The sequence below is a fragment of the Geotalea uraniireducens Rf4 genome (assembly GCF_000016745.1).
In the GTDB taxonomy this organism is placed as follows: Bacteria; Desulfobacterota; Desulfuromonadia; order Geobacterales; family Geobacteraceae; genus Geotalea; species Geotalea uraniireducens.
The window spans coordinates 4726389-4742493 of sequence record NC_009483.1 but is presented as its reverse complement, the minus strand read 5'-3'; the positions used below and the strand labels follow the sequence as shown (position 1 = coordinate 4742493).

The 16105-nt window shown below is 54.8% G+C and carries 19 protein-coding genes; 9 read left to right on the top strand and 10 right to left on the bottom strand.

Going from position 1 to position 16105, the window contains the following annotated elements; genetic code table 11:
• Position 1: 1 nt before the first annotated feature.
• Genes neuC through GURA_RS20765 form a run of 3 tightly spaced genes read right to left on the bottom strand, consistent with a single transcriptional unit; the run spans position 2 to position 3337 of the window.
• Positions 2–1159 (bottom strand): UDP-N-acetylglucosamine 2-epimerase, encoded by a 1158-nt coding sequence (gene neuC, locus GURA_RS20775; protein WP_011940864.1) that lies wholly within the window; start codon positions 1157–1159, stop codon positions 2–4.
• Positions 1152–2330, bottom strand: a complete 1179-nt coding sequence (locus tag GURA_RS20770) for a LegC family aminotransferase (RefSeq protein WP_011940863.1) — start codon at positions 2328–2330, stop codon at positions 1152–1154. The genes neuC and GURA_RS20770 overlap by 8 nt, the downstream gene beginning before the upstream one ends.
• Positions 2327–3337 carry an NAD-dependent 4,6-dehydratase LegB gene (locus GURA_RS20765; protein WP_011940862.1) on the bottom strand — a complete coding sequence of 337 codons (1011 nt, stop codon included), beginning with the start codon at positions 3335–3337 and terminating at the stop codon, positions 2327–2329. The genes GURA_RS20770 and GURA_RS20765 overlap by 4 nt, the downstream gene beginning before the upstream one ends.
• A gap of 422 nt (positions 3338–3759) precedes the next feature.
• On the opposite strand from GURA_RS20765, the gene GURA_RS20760 reads away from it, so the two are divergent.
• The 3 genes from GURA_RS20760 (at position 3760) to GURA_RS20755 (ending at position 6009) form a co-directional block, all read left to right on the top strand.
• A complete protein-coding gene (locus GURA_RS20760; protein ID WP_011940861.1) occupies positions 3760–4554 on the top strand; it encodes a PilZ-like domain-containing protein in 795 nt (264 codons plus the stop codon).
• Between the two features lie 4 nt (positions 4555–4558).
• Positions 4559–4726 carry a hypothetical protein gene (locus tag GURA_RS24475; protein ID WP_157046258.1) on the top strand — a complete coding sequence of 56 codons (168 nt, stop codon included), beginning with the start codon at positions 4559–4561 and terminating at the stop codon, positions 4724–4726.
• A gap of 68 nt (positions 4727–4794) precedes the next feature.
• Positions 4795–6009 (top strand): IS256 family transposase, encoded by a 1215-nt coding sequence (locus GURA_RS20755; RefSeq protein WP_011937053.1) that lies wholly within the window; start codon positions 4795–4797, stop codon positions 6007–6009.
• 224 nt (positions 6010–6233) lie between these two features.
• On the opposite strand, the gene GURA_RS20750 is transcribed toward GURA_RS20755, so the two are convergent.
• The 4 genes from GURA_RS20750 to GURA_RS20735 form a co-directional block, all read right to left on the bottom strand.
• On the bottom strand, positions 6234–7010 hold the full coding sequence (locus tag GURA_RS20750) for an OmpA/MotB family protein (RefSeq protein ID WP_011940860.1): 777 nt from the start codon (positions 7008–7010) through the stop codon (positions 6234–6236).
• Positions 7011–7781 carry a flagellar motor protein gene (locus tag GURA_RS20745; protein WP_011940859.1) on the bottom strand — a complete coding sequence of 257 codons (771 nt, stop codon included), beginning with the start codon at positions 7779–7781 and terminating at the stop codon, positions 7011–7013.
• A gap of 34 nt (positions 7782–7815) precedes the next feature.
• Positions 7816–8073, bottom strand: a complete 258-nt coding sequence (locus GURA_RS20740) for a flagellar FlbD family protein (RefSeq protein ID WP_011940858.1) — start codon at positions 8071–8073, stop codon at positions 7816–7818.
• Positions 8074–8379: 306 nt separating this feature from the next.
• Entirely contained in the window at positions 8380–9006 is a 627-nt protein-coding gene (locus GURA_RS20735; protein ID WP_041245594.1) for an O-methyltransferase, read from the bottom strand.
• A gap of 144 nt (positions 9007–9150) precedes the next feature.
• Here GURA_RS20735 and GURA_RS20730 point away from each other — a divergent pair, with 144 nt between their 5' ends.
• Positions 9151–10029: a L,D-transpeptidase family protein gene (locus tag GURA_RS20730; protein ID WP_011940856.1), complete on the top strand. Its 879-nt coding sequence runs from the start codon at positions 9151–9153 to the stop codon at positions 10027–10029.
• 54 nt (positions 10030–10083) lie between these two features.
• Here the strand turns inward: GURA_RS20730 and GURA_RS20725 are convergent, their stop codons facing one another.
• Complete coding sequence (locus tag GURA_RS20725; protein WP_011940855.1) at positions 10084–10455, bottom strand: hypothetical protein; 372 nt, start codon at positions 10453–10455, stop codon at positions 10084–10086.
• A gap of 231 nt (positions 10456–10686) precedes the next feature.
• On the opposite strand from GURA_RS20725, the gene GURA_RS20720 reads away from it, so the two are divergent.
• The 5 genes from GURA_RS20720 (at position 10687) to GURA_RS20700 (ending at position 13991) form a co-directional block, all read left to right on the top strand.
• Positions 10687–11202, top strand: coding sequence for a L,D-transpeptidase family protein (locus GURA_RS20720; RefSeq protein WP_011940854.1), 516 nt, complete (start codon positions 10687–10689; stop codon positions 11200–11202).
• A gap of 357 nt (positions 11203–11559) precedes the next feature.
• Positions 11560–12093, top strand: coding sequence for a peptide-methionine (R)-S-oxide reductase MsrB (msrB, locus tag GURA_RS20715; RefSeq protein WP_011940853.1), 534 nt, complete (start codon positions 11560–11562; stop codon positions 12091–12093).
• A gap of 35 nt (positions 12094–12128) precedes the next feature.
• Positions 12129–12608, top strand: a complete 480-nt coding sequence (locus GURA_RS20710; RefSeq protein WP_011940852.1) for a surface-adhesin E family protein — start codon at positions 12129–12131, stop codon at positions 12606–12608.
• Between the two features lie 93 nt (positions 12609–12701).
• Positions 12702–13370, top strand: a complete 669-nt coding sequence (locus GURA_RS20705) for a hypothetical protein (protein ID WP_011940851.1) — start codon at positions 12702–12704, stop codon at positions 13368–13370.
• A 183-nt stretch (positions 13371–13553) separates the two neighbouring features.
• Positions 13554–13991 (top strand): DMT family transporter, encoded by a 438-nt coding sequence (locus tag GURA_RS20700; RefSeq protein WP_011940850.1) that lies wholly within the window; start codon positions 13554–13556, stop codon positions 13989–13991.
• A 101-nt stretch (positions 13992–14092) separates the two neighbouring features.
• On the opposite strand, the gene GURA_RS20695 is transcribed toward GURA_RS20700, so the two are convergent.
• Positions 14093–15505, bottom strand: a complete 1413-nt coding sequence (locus GURA_RS20695; protein WP_011940849.1) for a cytochrome b6 — start codon at positions 15503–15505, stop codon at positions 14093–14095.
• 373 nt (positions 15506–15878) lie between these two features.
• A complete protein-coding gene (locus GURA_RS20690) occupies positions 15879–16079 on the bottom strand; it encodes a hotdog family protein (protein WP_049818968.1) in 201 nt (66 codons plus the stop codon).
• Positions 16080–16105 lie beyond the last annotated feature (26 nt).

Below are 16105 nucleotides of genomic sequence, written 5' to 3'. Positions count from 1 at the left end.
GTTACCCGTTCAGATCGAAAAAGTGCTTTTTGATGAGTCGGCGCGGCTCCGGAAGTCCCTTGAGGATCGCCGCGATGCGCGAAGATGCGTTCCCGTCCCCGTAAGGGTTGACGGCCGTCGAGCAGTCGAGCCCGAAGGCTGCCCGAACTGCTTGCAGAATATCGTCTGCAACCGGGGCGCAATTTATGACCGAGGATGCCTGGAGCCGTCCCTTCTGGCGGTCGCCGATGTTGACCGTCGGCTTCTTGAATGACGGCGCCTCGTAGAGCCCGCTTGAGGAGTTCCCCACCACCGCGTCCACCTGCGGGATGAGGCTCAGGTAGCGGAGCTGGCCGAGGGAGGTGAAGGCCTTTGCCTGATCCCGTTCGGAAACATACACGTCGATCATGTCGGAAAGCCTGCGTCCGCCCGTGTCGGCGTTGGGCTTGGTGAGGATGATCCCCACCTCGGGACCGAGCCTGTCAAGGGCGTCAAAGAGGGCTTGCATCTGCTCTGAAGCAGAGACCTCGTCAAGGGTTGCCGGATGGAACGTCACCAGGAGGTTCCTTTTCCTGAAGGCGAGGCCGAGGTCGCGCTCCAGCTCATGGCGGGACAGAAGCGTAAGACGCCTGATCTGATCGATGCCGGGGCTCCCCACCAGGTGAACGGCATCGGGGTTTTCCCCCAGCTGACGGACACGGTGCAGTGCCGCTTCGTTTGTGACGAAATGGCAATGGGACATCTTCGTGATGCTGTGGCGGATCGCCTCGTCGAAGGCCCCTTCGGTGGTGTCGCCGCCCGCGATGTGGGCGACCGGAATGCGGCCCACGAGCGCTGCCTGGGCCGCGGCCAGCATCTCGAAACGATCGCCGAGCAGCACGATGATCTCCGGTCTGAGCCGCTCGAAGGCGTCTGCAAAGCCGATGACCCCAAGACCGATGGATTTTGCAATACCGACCGGGGTGTCGCTGGAGAGGAGCATCTCTACCCGTTCATGGATGGTGAAGCCGTCCGTTTCGATGTCCCGGTACGTGAGGCCGAACTCCGGGGAAAGGTGCATCCCCGTCGCAACGACCTGTAACTGCAGATCGGGGTCGCCCTCGATCTCCTTCATGAGCCGGTAAAGAAGACCGTAATCCGCCCTGGTGCCGGTGACCACGCAGATGCGCCGTCTAGTCATGGCCACCCCCAAGAGCCGCGCTGCTCGGGATGTTGATCAGACGCAGCCCGAGGTCTTCCGCGCCGGAGAGATCCATGTGGGGACAGTTGCGGTACATGGGGAGGCGGTGCATGGGGGTCCATGCGGGGCGGGTCATGATGCCGTTTTTGTCGGTCATTTCCAGGATGTCGTCGCGCGCGCTCACAAAGGGAGGGTCAAGGAGGAGCGCGTTGAGCCAGTAGTTACTGGCGGCAAAAGACGGCTCGCAAATGAAACGTACCCCCTGTACTTCCCGGAAGGCTTCCCGGTAGCGGGCGGCAAGGTCCCTTTTTTGTTTCAGGAAACGGGGGAGCTGCTCCAGCTGGGCGCAGCCGAGAGCGGCGTTGATGTTCGGGAGGCGGTAGTTGTAGCCGGTTGCGTCGTGGAAAAATTCCCAGCGGTGGGGGACCTTCGCGGTGGTGGTCAGATGTTTGGCCATTTTCCCCAGCCCGTCGTCATTGGTGAGGATGGCGCCGCCGCCGCCGGTGGTCAACACCTTGTTGCCGTTGAAGCTCAAGGCAGCCAGCCGGCTGAACGTTCCAGTGTGGCGGCCTTTGTAGAGGGAGCCGAGCGACTCGGCAGCGTCCTCGACGAGGACAAGGTTCCAGCGGTTGCAGAGCTCCACGAGTGGGTCCAGATCGACGGGGTGGCCGAAGGTGTGCATGGGGACGACCGCCCGGATGGGACGGCCGGTGCGCCGGTTGACGCAGTCGCCCCCCCTGATCTCGGCGATTGCCGACAGATGTTCGGCAAGTTTATCCGGATCGAGGCCGAGGGTTGCCTCATCGCTGTCGGCGAAGTGGGGGACGGCACCGCAGTATGCGACGGCATTGGCGGTTGCCACGAAGGTGAGGGAGGGGATGATCACCTCGTCGCCGGGTCGTACGCCGGCAAGGAGCAGAGAGACATGGAGGGCCGCGGTGCCGTTGACCACGGCGACCGCACGCTTTGCCCCCGTGAATTCGGCGAGCTCCCGTTCGAAACGATCGACGTAGCTCCCTACCGATGATACCCATCCGGTGTCGAGGCAATCCTTGACATAGGTCCACTCGTTTCCGGCGAAGCATGGCTCATGGAGGCCTATGCGCCCTTTATCTGCGGGGAGAGCGCTTCTAAGCGCCCGGAGTATCGCTTCTGCGTCGAAGCCGGTCATATATTGTATATCCCCGCCTTGTAGGCTTTCAGGTTTTCCGGGTTTTTGAACCACCTCATGGTTTCTTCGAGCCCCCGCCGCAACCCCTCCTTCCCTGCGTAAAGCGGTTCCCATCCAAGGAGCTCTTTCGCCTTGGCGTTGTCGGCCCAGAGGCGCTCCACCTCGCTCTTGTCCGGGCGAAGCCGTACCCGGTCGGTCTCGGTCTCCAGCTCCATCCCCATGATCTCCGCGATCATGCGGGCGGTTTCGCCGATGGATATCTCGTAATTGCTGCCGATGTTGATCACTTCCCCCACGGCCCGATCCCCCTCCGCCGCAGCGATGAAGCCGCGCACCGTGTCGGCCACGTAATTGAAGTCCCTCGTCGGATGCAGCGCGCCGAGCTTGAGGGTGCGGCAGCCGTTGGCCAGTTGGGTGATGATGGTGGGGATGACCGCCCGCGCCGACTGCCTCGGCCCGTAGGTGTTGAAGGGGCGGATGACGGCCACCGGTGTGTCGAAGGAGGTGTGGAAGGACATGGCTATTTGGTCCGCTCCGATTTTGCTGGCCGAATAGGGGGACTGCCCCTGAAGGGGGTGCTCTTCCGTGATGGGAACGAATCGGGCAGTCCCGTAGACCTCGCTGGTGGAGGTATGGACTACCTTCTCCACCTCCAACTCCCGTGCGGCCTGGACGATGTTGAGAGTCCCCTTGACATTGGTGTCCACGTAAGTGTCGGGAGAATGATACGAGTAAGGGATGGCAATGAGTGCGGCAAGGTGAAGCACCACATCGCACCCTTTCATCGCCTGGCGGACGCCATGGGGGTCTCGGATGTCGCCGGAAAAGATGTCGAGTGATTTGAGGATTTCTGGCTCCATGTGGTCGAGCCACCCCCAGGAGTTGAACGAGTTATACAATACGAAGGGGCGGACCGCGCAGTCGCGCCGGACCAGTTCCTCGGTGAGGTGGGAGCCTATGAATCCGTCGGCGCCGGTGATCAGGATCTTTTTGTTGGATAGGTTCATGGCGCTGTCATCCTTGGTGTAAGTGCTGTCTCATCTGCCGGTCTGTATCCGCCGTAACATGTGAAAATCGTTGGCTGGAATCCGGCATATACCCAAGACAGCAACTGCTGTGCCAAGTTGTAACTTGCTGTAATGACGGGATAAATCCGATGCTGAATAAAGATGGGTCAAAATATTGAACAAGGCAAGTCAAGAGGAAGTTATTTGTGAAGGGTTATAACGTTCCATGTTCAAATTTATCGTGTAATGCTGAACGTAAACGCGGCGGTTCCTTCATCGTGAGGCATTGATTTGGCGCAGATCAAGTTGTGGCAAATATATTGCATACGTTTACTTAGGTTGTGCTGGAATTTCTATTCCGTTTCAATCGATGGCGCCTTTGGAAATAGTGCGCTATATCAATTTATTGAGGGTGTTAGGACATGGCTGAGAACCCACTATACTCGAATCAGTTTTCCCCGGACCAACAGGTCAATGTTATTCTCCGTCTGAAAAATAAAAAATTTCTCGAAAGCAATGCTGTTGTAACCGCAATAGAGAACAACCTTCTTTCGATGGAACTTATCGGCACAGGAGTACCGGCGGATACGGAAATGGAAGCCGGAGTCGAGGTGAATATCACGTTTTGGACCGGCTGGGCTCATTATCGCTGCGGCGGCACGCTGGAAATCACAGGGGATAGCAAGCACCTTTGCACGAGACTTTTTGGCGAAATAGTAGAAGAGCAACGGAGAGATTATTTCCGGCTCGATCTCTTTGTGCCGGTTGCATACGAGATCCCCTCGGATCAACACCTTCCCGCTGTCGAGGCGCAATGGGCAGCTGCCAGGGAGAGGCTCATGTTTCTTCCCACTCCACAGATGGAGCCGAGCGGCGATGGATTTAAAGTGGTCAACTGGGATGGCAAAGAGGAGCTACTGCCGATGCAGATAAATCTGAGCGGCGGCGGCATCCGTTTCAAGGTGTCGGAATTGCTGGAGGCGGGGACTCTGCTGAATATCGATCTTTTTCTACCTCTCGATCCATCGCGGGTCATCCGTGTGGTTGCAGAGGTTCTGCGTTGCAATGAGATCAAGCTGCGGTGGGAAAAGGGGACCCAGTACATGGCGGCCATGCGGTTCCATCGTATCAACGAGAAGGAGCGGGAAACCATCATATCCTATATTTTCAGCGAGCAACGACGGCTTTTGCAGCTAAGCCAGGAAAGAATCATTTGAAACCGTGAAAGGAGAAAGGAGAAAGGAGAAAGGAGAAAGGAGAAAGGAGAAAGGAGAAAGGAGAAAGGAGAAAGGAGAAAGGAGAAAGGAGAAAGGAGAAAGGAGAAAGGAGAAAGGAGAAAGGAAAAAGGAAAAAGGAAAAAGGAAAAAGGAAAAAGGAAAAAGATTTTAACCGAGGGTGTAAAAAGGTTTGTGTAAATGGTCATTAGGGGGTACACCAAGTTACCCTAAGGAGATCACATGACTATTAACACCGACGTAATCGACGATCTACTCAAACATTATAAGACCCCCGAAGAGATTCTAGGGGAAAACGGGCTGCTGAAGCAGTTGACCAAGGCTGTTCTTCAGCGGGCGCTCCAGGCTGAAATGACACTGCACCTCGGCCACGAGAAGCATGCTTCCGTTTCCGCCAAAGGTGGCAATGCACGCAATGGCTCGTCGGCAAAGACCATCAAAGGCGATTTTGGCACCATGCCGATTGAGGTCCCTCGTGACCGGGATAGCAGCTTTGAACCAGTCATCATTCCCAAAGGCCAAACCCGGTTCGCCGAGTTCGATGATAAGATTATCTCCCTGTACTCCCGCGGGCTTACCACTCGTGAGATCCAGGGACACTTGGAGGAAATCTACGGTGTTGAAGTATCCCCCGCTCTGATTTCAATAGTGACTGAAGCAGTAGCTGAAGAGGTCAAAGCTTGGCAGAACCGCCCGTTGGATGCGCTTTATCCCATCGTTTACATGGATGCCATCAGGGTCAAAGCCAGAGGCAATGGCCATGTTGTGAACAAGGCTGTCTATCTGGCCATCGGCATCAACATAGACGGTGCCAAGGAAGTTCTGGGAATGTGGGTCTCCGAAAACGAAGGAGCCAAGTTCTGGTTGCAGGTTGTGACCGAACTTAAGAACCGTGGTGTCCAAGACATCTTCATTGCCTGCGTTGACGGCCTGAAGGGGTTCCCTGAGGCCATAGAAATAGTTTATCCCAACACTCAAGTCCAACTTTGCATCGTCCATATGGTACGCAATTCCTTGAAGTTCGTTTCGTGGAAACAACGCAAAGAAGTTGCGACAGATTTGAAGGTTATCTACCAGTCAGCGACCGCTGAGCAGGCCGAAATGGAACTGACAGCATTTGAGGCAAAATGGGACAAAACACACCCGACGATCAGCCAGTCCTGGCGCCGGAACTGGGCGCAAGTTATACCATTTTTTGCCTATCCAGCTGATATACGAAAGGTTATTTACACAACCAATGCCATTGAATCACTGAATATGTCACTCAGAAAGGTGACCAAAAACCGGGGCTCGTTTCCCAATGATGAGGCAATGTTCAAGTTACTATACCTGGCGCTGAGAAACATCGCGAAGAAATGGACCCTGCCGATCAGAGACTGGAAAGCTGCCATGAACCGCTTTTCCATTCTTTTTGAAGACAGAATGCCAAGCTATTAAAAACAGGGAACCAAAACCATTTACACAAAACTATTGACAGGCCCTTTTAACCACCGACCACCGACCACCGACCACCGACCACCGACCACCGACCACCGACCACCGACCACCGACCACCGACCACCGACCACCGACCACCGACCACCGACTGCCGACCACCGACCACCGACTGCCGACTGCCGACTGCCGACTGCCGACTGCCGACTGCCGACTGCCTCTAACCTCTAAGGCTCTCCCCGCTCACTCTCCGTTGACAACAGAACTATATCGACCCGTCGGTTCTTACCCCGACCTTCCGCAGTGCTGTTGTCCGCAATCGGTCTATGCTCGCCAAAGCCGGTTGCCGAAATCTTGTCCGGCTGAAATTCATAATATCTTATCAGATACTGCACGAGATTTGTCGCCCTGGCCGTGGAGAGTTCCCAGTTTGAAGGAAATGTGTGCGAGCTGATCGGGACATTGTCGGTGTGTCCTTCAACCCTGATCGGATTTGTATAATTGGAAACAGACTCTGCCACGTGCGCAAGGAGTCCGTAGGAATTCTGCTGCACCGTGGCGCTTCCGGAATCAAAAAAACCCACCTCCTTAAGACTGACCACGAGTCCCCGCCGGGTTATCTCGACACTGACCTTGTTCTGCGCGTCGTTCTTCAACAGATACGCTTCAATGGCCGCCTTTATTGCCTTGAAATCCTTTTCCTCGGCGTGGCTCCTTGTTTTGCCGTATTGTGCCTGTTTCGGCGGCAGCGTCTGTTGCCGCATGTTCGGGATTATGTTGATGTTGCCCGAATCGATGATCTTCGGTTTCGTCACCGGAGAAGACTTGCTGTAACCGAATGATTCCCGTAAGGACTCTACCACCTCTTCCGCCTTTTTCTTGTCGGTCTGCGACATGGCATAAAGGGTGACAAAGACGGCAAACAAAAGGGTTATGAAGTCGGCATAAGAAACCAGCCAGCGTTCCAGGTTCGGTTCTTTTTCAGCTTTTTTTTTCCTTGCCATCTACTTGCCCTTTTTGGCGCCCTCACCATCGTCAGGCATATACGCCCTGAGTTTCTGCTCGATGAAGTGGGGGTTCTCTCCGTTCTGGATGGCTATCAATCCTTCAATGACCATTTCTTTTTGCAATATCGCTTCTTTCAGTCTCAGCTTCAGCTTGGTGCTGATGGGAATGCAGATGATGTTCGCGGTCATCAGGCCGTATATGGTGGCAACAAAGGCAACTGCTATCCCCGCCCCCAGTTTTGACGAGTCGGACAAATTGTTCATGACGTGGATCAGCCCGAGCACCGCGCCGATGATGCCGATGGTCGGTGCAAAGCCGCCCGCGGCCTCGAAGACTTCGGCGCTCGCCTTGGCATGCTCTTCAAAGGAAGCAAGCTCGATTTCCATGGTTTCACGCAGTTTTTGCGGATCTATACCGTCTACAACGAGCGATATCCCCTTTTTCGTGAAAGAGTCCTTAACGGTCTGGGCTTCCTGCTCCAATGAAATAAGACCGTTACGCCGCGCCTTGGCCGCATAGTTGATTATGTTTTTGATGACCCCTTCCGGGTCCTCTTTCGGGGGGAAAAGGACTTTTCTCGAATCCTTCAACGCCTGGAGAATGTTCTTCAGTGGAAAGCTGACAAATGTTGCGCCGAATGTCCCCCCAAGTACGATGAGAGCAGCAGTCGGCTGCAAGATGGCACTTACATGGCCACCCTCAAGTACCTGGCCGCCGATAACGGCGCCGAAACCCAATACCAACCCGATTATTGTTGCTATATCCATACTGTCATAGTCCCATGGTGATACGTAGCGGTTATCAGAGTATGCAAACCGGCCGGTAATTATCTCCGCTCTGCTTGCGAAGATACTTCTTCTCTATGCCGGAGAGGCAACGACGCTGGATTTTTGCCTTGAAGGCCACGATCCTGTCGATGATAATTCTGGTCGGTTCCAGAACCAGGTAGCGGTTACCGTTAAGAAGAGCGATATGGGTATCAGGGGTCTCTTCTATGGTCTCTATGAGGTCTGGATTAATGAACAATTCACTTCCGTCGAGCCGGGTTAATCTGATCATAGCGCACCCTTTTTCGCATAATGTACAGCTAGAGTATTTTTCGGCATCATGCACGCAATCTTTAGCAGAAATATTTTATTGGCATGCCCGCAGCGCACGTCGCAAAATAGTTTCTCATCCGGAAACCCCGGATGAGAAACTACTATTTCAATACCTCAACACAGCAACTGCCGTGCCATGTGGTAGAAATTTGCAACCTCTTTAAATTGCAGGGGAAATACGGTGTCTGTGGTAGGAAGGGTCAATTATTTGAACTTCAATGCCAAGAAAGTGAAAGGAACGGGCGTGGCCGGTTATTTGCTTTTCCTATATCCTGTAGCTGAGCAGCACTCCGTCCCGTAACGGCACGATGGTGGTGAAGAAATCGCTGCGGCTGAACATGAGCTCGTTGAAGCGTTTGACCGCCTCGCTGTCCTTGTTGCTGTTCTCTTCTACCACCCTGCCGTACCAGAGGGTGTTGTCCGCAATCACCAGGGCGTTTTGGGCGAGTCGGGGGAGCATGGCTTCAAGTGCAGCCGGATACTGGTATTTGTCGATGTCAATAAAGAGGATGTCTATATTGTCATATTCCTGACCGATTTCCAGGGCATTGCCGACCCGGAACTCGGCCTTGTCCGCCAGACCTTCTTCTTCAAACATTTGCCGGGCGTAAGCGATGTTTTTCTCCGCATACTCGGTCAGCACTACCTTTGCCCCCTCGCCAAGGGCGCGGGCAAACCACAAGGCCGAATAGCCGAAGCCGGAGCCGAGTTCCACCACCAGCTTCGGTTGTTTCAGCCGGGTCAGGAGATGGAGGAACCTCCCCACCAGCCGGTCGATGATCGGGAACTTCATCTCTCTTGCCTTTTCCTCCATGGCGAGTATCTGCGCGTCATCCTCCGGCTGCAGCTTCATCAGGTATCCTTCTATGCGGGGATCGGTAATTTGGATCATTGACCTGCTCCTTCTTTCTGTTAAGTTTTTCTTGATAGTTTCCATCCGGCCCCCCCGGATGAGAAACTATGGCACAGATGGGAGAAACCGGGCAATGGAAAACTCCATCTTGCCTGCCGGTGTTTGCGTTTTATCGGGGTGCTTATGCGATTCGCTTTGCAATACTTGGCCGCTTCCGCCTTTCTGCTTATTTTATCATGCGCTGCCCTGGCTGAGGTTTACTCTGGCGATGCGACGGTAATCGGCATCAGGAAAAGCTACAGAACCAGGGCCGGCGAATCCCTTGTCGAGGTTGCGAGGAGATTTGACCTCGGTTATCAGGAGCTGGTCGCGGCAAATCCCGGCATTGATCCGTTTGCACCAGGCGCCGGCATTTCCGTAACTATCCCTACGGAATGGATCGTTCCGGCGTCGCTGAAGTGGGGCGGCATAGTCATCAATCTTTCGGAAATGAGGCTTTATTATTCCTTCAGCTTCAAGGGGGCGCGGCTTATTGCCTCTTTCCCGATCGGCATAGGCGATGAAGGGAAGGATACGCCGGTCGGGACATTCCGGGTGATACAGAAGATAGAAAATCCCAGTTGGTATGTGCCTCAGTCGGTAAAAATGGAGAAACCCGAACTGCCGGACGTGGTTCCACCGGGCCCGGACAACCCGCTTGGCACCCACGCCATGCGGCTTTCGGAAAGAACGATCCTCATCCACGGCACCAACAAGCCGTGGGGTGTGGGGAGACGCGTCAGCCACGGCTGCATAAGACTTTATCCCGAGGACATTCCGCGGCTATACCGGCTGGTGGCTGTGGGCACACCGGTAACCATAGTGATGGAGCCGGTGAAGGTGGGGGAGCGAAATGGGAGGGTGTTTGCGGAGGTGCACGACGACCGCTCTTCCTCAGCAGAGAATATCGAGGCGGCCGTCACCCTGTTGAATGAGAATATCCTTCAAGATCGGATCAGCACAAAAAAACTGCTGCGGGCGATTATGGAGAAAAAGGGGGTTCCGGTCGATATCAGCAGATAAAAAAAGGGCCGGCGGCAAGATGCCGGCGGCCCCCTTTGATGGAAACGTCCGATGTTATTTCTTTTGCTCCAGTTCAAAGGCTTTCACAGCCTTCTGGGCGGCCTGTTCCGCCTTATTGGCAGCTTCTTCAGCCTTGTTTGCAGCTTCGTTTGCTTTGTCGGCAGCGTTCTGAGCTGTTTTCGCAGCTTGTTCGGCGAGGTTTTTAGCTTCGGCCGTTTCTTTCTTTGCCGCTTCCAGTTCAGCAGAGCCTGTAGCCCCTTTTTGCTCAAGAGCAGTCAGCCTTGACTCAATACCCGTCACCTTTGACTCGAGCTTTCCTATCCTGTCTGCCAGAGGATCTACCTGCTGCCGCACATACTCTTCAGTGGCGCAGCCGAATGAGGACAGAAGAAGCAGACCTATTACGCATAATCGAGCTTTTCGCATTTCCGATACCTCCGTTAGATTGATGTTTGTTAATCATTACAAGTGTACTGTTGTCTTCATAAAATTCAATTCTCGCGAATGAATTTATATAAAAAGGGTAGAAAATTATGGCGCAGGCATGTAATATGCACTTCTAAACCATTGAATTATCGAATGAACATCATTCATTGTGCAACTCCGCTTAGCGCCGGTATCGGCTGCAATTTCCATTGCGGAAAAGGAATGCCATCGGTGGTTAAAAGACAAAAAAAAGTGCTTTCGCTTATTGTCGGCATATTTCTCGTCGGTTCTCAACCGGCTGAACAGGTGCAGGCATCAATAACCCGAGCTGACAAGGTGGTGGTTATAAAAAGCGAACGGGTCATGAAGCTGTTAAAAGAGGGTACAGTCGTAAAGTCCTATGAAATTGCCCTTGGTAAAGAGCCTGTCGGAGCGAAAGCGCAGAAGGGGGATAAGAAAACCCCGGAAGGGACCTACATCCTTGACCGACGGAACTCCAACAGCAAATTTTACCGCTCCATCCATGTCTCCTACCCAAACAGGTCGGACCTCGAAAATGCGCAAAAGTACGGCGTCTCGCCCGGTGGTGATATCATGATCCACGGTCTGCCCAAAGGGCTGGAGAGGGTGGGCGAGCTGCACACCCTCATCAACTGGACAAAGGGGTGCATTGCCGTCACCAACGCCCAGATGGATGAAATCTGGCAGATGGTTCCAGTCGGCACCCCCATCGAGATCCAACCTTAAATTGTTTCCGTCCGGAAAGGGTGCTTTTTCGCCCTGGCGGTGTCAACCTGCGGGCTTGCTTGTGCGGCGTACCGATGTACGCCTCCGTGCAATCCCTTGATTTCCTTGCCAGAACAAAAAATCCCCACTTTCCGAAACGGAAACACTAGTTTCTCATCCGGAGTTTCCGGATGGAAACTAAATTGTATCCAACCATTAATTAAATCTTTCCCGATTCCTTCCTTGCCGTCGATATTGTCTCGCCAATCATTGCGATGTGTACTTGTTGTGAACCGCTCGGGTTGATAAACAGGAACTACAGAGTAAAATACTTAGTACAAAGTAGTCTCAATGCTGGGCTTAAGAAGGGCCATGACCATGACATACCGTTATGCAATGCCGGCATTCCTTTTACTGCTGACGGCCATATGCGGCCCACTGCGGCTATCTGTTACTTCTGCGGCGCAGCCGTTGCAACTTAAGGTCTATTCGGCGGAGCGGAAAGGATTCATCATGACGCAAAAGGTTGTGAAAACCGATGAAGAATGGCGTAAACTCTTGACGGCAGAACAGTTCAGGGTGACCAGAAAAAAGGGGACAGAGAAGCCCTTTGCCAACGAATACTGGAACAATCATGAAAAAGGGATTTACCAGTGCGTCTGCTGCGGCCTGGACCTGTTCAGCTCGGATGCAAAATACGAGTCGGGGACCGGTTGGCCCAGCTTTTGGCAGCCCATCGCCAAGGAAAACATCAGGACCGAGGCGGACAATTCCTTTTTCACACGCCGGACCGACGTGCTCTGCGCCCGGTGCGACGCCCATCTCGGTCATGTCTTCGACGACGGCCCCAAGCCGACCGGCTTGCGCTACTGTATGAACTCTGCGTCGTTTAAATTCAAGCGGGCCGAATAACCTGCTTATTATCAAATCATTTACCGGAGGATTTCATGAAGACCAGATTTTACCTGCCTTTATTGCTGATATGGGTGTTTGTCTTGCTCTGGGCGACAGGTGGCGCCATCGCAGATGATAAGGCGCCGAAGAAGGAAGAGGCAACTTGGGTGCTCCTCCACTCGGAACCGGAGCATTCCGAGTTTTTCTATAACAAGGCGGCGCTTTCCGTATCTCCTGAAGATACCTTTACCGTATGGACAAAGGTGGTTTACGGAAAGGCGGGGAAAGCGGATATGCTGGAGGGGCTTTCCAATGTCAAGACATATCAGGACCTTGCTTATACCCTCTATCAGTACGGCATGAACTGCGCCACCCGGCAGAGCCGGCTCCAGCAGATTATCCACTTTGACAGCAAGGGGAACCGGATCGCCGAATTCAATTTGACGGGCAAGACCGAATGGGAAGAGATTACTCCTGACTCACGGCTGGACATGGTGGCTGAGGCGGAATGCATGCCGGGAGCAGAGCCCTGATGTGCAAGGTAATGCGGCATGCTGCCGTTGGGATGGTTGCCTTCACAGGGATTTTGAAGCATAATTCCATTTATTTGCGATTGAGGGGGGGCAATGAAAAGGATTCTGACGGTATTACTTGCTGTGCTCTGTTTCAGCTTCTTGGTTGGGTCAATGGCATTCGCCGGGGCGTTGAAGTCGGTTTACCTTAAGGATGGCGGGGTGATCGAGTGTCAAAAAGTCTGGAAAACAAACGGCAATATCATGGTCCTCGTCAACCGGGACGTGCTGCTTGACTTCTCCCGGGACGAGGTGGACCTGAAGAAGACCTTCGGCAAAAAACCTGCAAAGACCAAGAAAAAAGGTGTCAAGCGGCAGAAAATCGGCGCCGGGCGTCCCCCGCTGCCACAGAAAGCCATCGCTCAAAAACCGTCTGCCAGGCCGATCCAGGGGGTTGTCTCCTCGGTGCAGAAGCCTGCCAAGCCGGTCAAACCGCTACAGGCAGTCAAAGCAGCCCCAGCTCCCCATGCGCCGCCGCAACCTGTTGCGGGCGCTTTAAAAGCCAAGCCGGCCGTGAATCCACCGGTTCAGGGTGCTGCACCCGCGGCAAAGAAACCTGTCCCGCCGGCGAAAGCAGTGCCTAAATCGGCCATTCAGCCGGTTCAACCTCCTGCGGAACCCCCGTTCTCGTTCACAAGTTCCCTGATGCTCCAGGCCGCTGGCGGAGGGGTATTGATCGTCCTGCTCGTGGTGTTACTGGCCATGCGGCGGAAGAAGGGCTAGTAGGGTCTAGGGGTGCAGGTATTTTTATTGATAAAAGCCGCTCCCTCGGTCCGAGGGAGTGGCTTTTTTTCATCTGCCGGCTAAAACGATATGATTTTGTTATAGAAGATGCCGTTGTTCCTTCGATGCGTGTCTTTCTCCGTGATTGGCGAAGGTGAGGGAGCTGACGGAAAGGAGTCTTAGGTGAATAGTCTGGCCCTGTTTTTTCTCATGTTCTGCGGCGGTTTTGCCGTGGCTCTGCAGCCTTCCATCAACGGCCGGCTTGCCCAGAAGGTCGGCATTATCGAGAGTTCCTGCATCTCGTTTGCCGTTGGTACCGTGGCGCTGTTTTTCGTTGTACTTGCGAGCGGACGCGGCAGCTTCAAGGGCATTGCCGACGCTGCCTGGTGGGAGTTGACCGGCGGCTTTCTCGGCGCATATTTCGTTACCATGACCATCCTCGCCGTGCCTCGCATCGGTACTACGGCGGTCCTGGTAGCGACCATCACAGCCCAGCTCGTTACCGGCCTGCTCCTCGACCATTTCGGTCTTTTCGGGTTCCGCGAGATCCCGCTGGATCTGAAGCGCGCCCTGGGGGTCGGGTTGCTTATTGCCGGCGCGTCGCTGGTGTTCCGCAGGTGAGGTGTGGCGGATAAAACATTACTTACCCGCCAGAGACCTGGTCATAGTGTGCAACGAGTCGACGCGCTCCGCATGGTTTCCCGACCCCCTCTGGCCGACCGCTACAGGGTGAGCATGAAGGCGAGCAGATCCTTTTTCTCCTCCTCGGTGAGGTTGACGCCGGTTACCAGGTTGAAAAACTCGATGGTGTCGGCCAGGGTCAGCAGGCGTCCGTCATGCAGGTAGGGAGGGGACTCCTTGATGCCCCGTAGCGGGAAGGTCTTGATCGGGCCATCAGCGCTCGCCAGCCGGCCGTTGATCAGCTGGGGTTTGTAGAAGCGCTCCACCTTCAGGTTGTGCATCAGGTTGTCGGTGTAGTAGGGGGCGGGATGGCACTCGGCACAGCGGGCCTTGCCGAAAAAGACCGTCTGGCCGCGCAGTTCACTCTCGCTCGCCTTGGCGGGATCGAGCTTGCCGAACAGGTCGAGTTTCGGTGCCGGCGGGAAGTCCAGCAGTTCCTGGAACTCGGCCATGAAGTGGACCTGGCTGCCCCGCTCGAGTATGTTGACCCCTTTCTTGGTGGCGATCACCGGGTCGCCGTCGAAGTAGGCGGCGCGCTGTTCGAACTCGGTGAAGTCTTCGACGCTTTTCAGTGCCCGCTGGGAGCCGAACAGCCGCTGGATGTTGACCCCGCGCAGCGGCGGTGTGTCAAGCCGGTGGCGCAGTTCCTGGGGCCGGATGTCGCCCACCAGGTGGGTGGCTCCATTGGTGTGGCCGTTGACGTGACAATCGAAACAGGACACTCCCAGGCTCGGCTCGGCCGAACGACGGTCGCTGGTGGCATTGAACTGCTGCTGGGGAAAGGGGGTGAGCAGCAGCCGCAAACCTTCGAGCTGCTTGGGGTTGAGGATGCCGTTGAACAACTCGAAGAAATTCTGGGTGGTCACCACCTTGCCCTGGGAAACGTCCCCCAGGTCGGGGCGGGTCGTCAGGAAGATGGCGGGGGGGAATTCGGGCAGCACGTGGTTGGGCAGATCGAAGTCCAGGTCAAAGCGGGTCAGGTCGCGGCCGGTCTGCTTCCTGATTTCGTCGATGTGAAACTTGGGGAAGAGCATCCCCCCCTCAGGGTGATTGGGGTGGGGCAACGGCATGAACCCTTTGGGAAACAGGTCTTTGTTGCGAATCTGTTCCGAGCCCATGGCGGCGAGCTGCTGCCAGCTAACCTCTTTGGGGAGTTTGACCCGGACCCCTTCTTGCACGGACTTCCCGCGCGACATCTTCACCCCTGCGAGGGGTTTGTCGCCGAGGTCGTACCGTTCAGAGAGCAGCTCCAGCTGCCGCTGCATCACTGCGGGCTTTGCTTTTTCCATGGTTTGCCGGACGCTGGCAAAGGGTGTGGTGTCGGCGACGGGGGCATAGCTGGTTGTGCCGACCGGCCGGTCAGATGCGGCCAGGGTGGCGGTTACCGTGGCCAATGCGGCACCGGCTGTTACTAACGACGCGATCCTGATGTAACGCTGCTTTTTCCCACTCATAAGAAATTCTCCTTTCCATGTTAGATCTACATCATCCGCTTGTTGTGAATGGCAGTAGTTTTCTGTCAGGAGTGCACTATTGAGTCGTCCGGGGAAAATATACAAAGTCTCAGGTCATCACGTTGTCCTTCACACGGTCTGCTCGGTCAGGCAGAGCTAAATCCCCATCTTGAATAAAACATATTTTCCACAAAGTGCAAGTTTCGTGGTCAAGGAGACCATCATTCCATGATGAATATTCTGGTAATTCCAGGACCTGATTAGCGTCAATCTTCCGCTGAGAGATCCCCCCCTTTCTTAAAGGGGGACTTTCCAAGAAATTGCTGTTGGCGGAAGATCAGCGCTAATCAGATTCCAGGATAACGCGGTAAGTTTATGGATAGACCCGTGCAATATATTCGGCGCTGCATGCGGGCTTGTCATTGCCTGCTATCTCGACGGTGATGCGGCAGATAACCTGCACCGCCTTTCCCACCCCTTCCGCGCTCTGCAGCAGGCTCCTGGTCCTGATCCGCGAACCGGCGATCACCGGCGCCGGGAAACGGACCTTATTCAGCCCGTAGTTGACCCGCATTCGCGTTTCACCTGCTTCCGAACCAG

Bases quoted from the DNA above. Each gene is read 5' to 3' on its own strand.
- neuC (WP_011940864.1), bottom strand. From the start codon at position 1,159: ATGACTAGACGGCGCATCTGCGTGGTCACCGGCACCAGGGCGGATTAC.
- GURA_RS20770 (WP_011940863.1), bottom strand. From the start codon at position 2,330: ATGACCGGCTTCGACGCAGAAGCGATACTCCGGGCGCTTAGAAGCGCT.
- GURA_RS20765 (WP_011940862.1), bottom strand. From the start codon at position 3,337: ATGAACCTATCCAACAAAAAGATCCTGATCACCGGCGCCGACGGATTC.
- GURA_RS20760 (WP_011940861.1), top strand. From the start codon at position 3,760: ATGGCTGAGAACCCACTATACTCGAATCAGTTTTCCCCGGACCAACAG.
- GURA_RS20755 (WP_011937053.1), top strand. From the start codon at position 4,795: ATGACTATTAACACCGACGTAATCGACGATCTACTCAAACATTATAAG.
- GURA_RS20750 (WP_011940860.1), bottom strand. From the start codon at position 7,010: ATGGCAAGGAAAAAAAAAGCTGAAAAAGAACCGAACCTGGAACGCTGG.
- GURA_RS20745 (WP_011940859.1), bottom strand. From the start codon at position 7,781: ATGGATATAGCAACAATAATCGGGTTGGTATTGGGTTTCGGCGCCGTT.
- GURA_RS20740 (WP_011940858.1), bottom strand. From the start codon at position 8,073: ATGATCAGATTAACCCGGCTCGACGGAAGTGAATTGTTCATTAATCCA.
- GURA_RS20735 (WP_041245594.1), bottom strand. From the start codon at position 9,006: ATGATCCAAATTACCGATCCCCGCATAGAAGGATACCTGATGAAGCTG.
- GURA_RS20730 (WP_011940856.1), top strand. From the start codon at position 9,151: ATGCGATTCGCTTTGCAATACTTGGCCGCTTCCGCCTTTCTGCTTATT.
- GURA_RS20725 (WP_011940855.1), bottom strand. From the start codon at position 10,455: ATGCGAAAAGCTCGATTATGCGTAATAGGTCTGCTTCTTCTGTCCTCA.
- msrB (WP_011940853.1), top strand. From the start codon at position 11,560: ATGACATACCGTTATGCAATGCCGGCATTCCTTTTACTGCTGACGGCC.
- GURA_RS20710 (WP_011940852.1), top strand. From the start codon at position 12,129: ATGAAGACCAGATTTTACCTGCCTTTATTGCTGATATGGGTGTTTGTC.
- GURA_RS20705 (WP_011940851.1), top strand. From the start codon at position 12,702: ATGAAAAGGATTCTGACGGTATTACTTGCTGTGCTCTGTTTCAGCTTC.
- GURA_RS20695 (WP_011940849.1), bottom strand. From the start codon at position 15,505: ATGAGTGGGAAAAAGCAGCGTTACATCAGGATCGCGTCGTTAGTAACA.
- GURA_RS20690 (WP_049818968.1), bottom strand. From the start codon at position 16,079: ATGCGGGTCAACTACGGGCTGAATAAGGTCCGTTTCCCGGCGCCGGTG.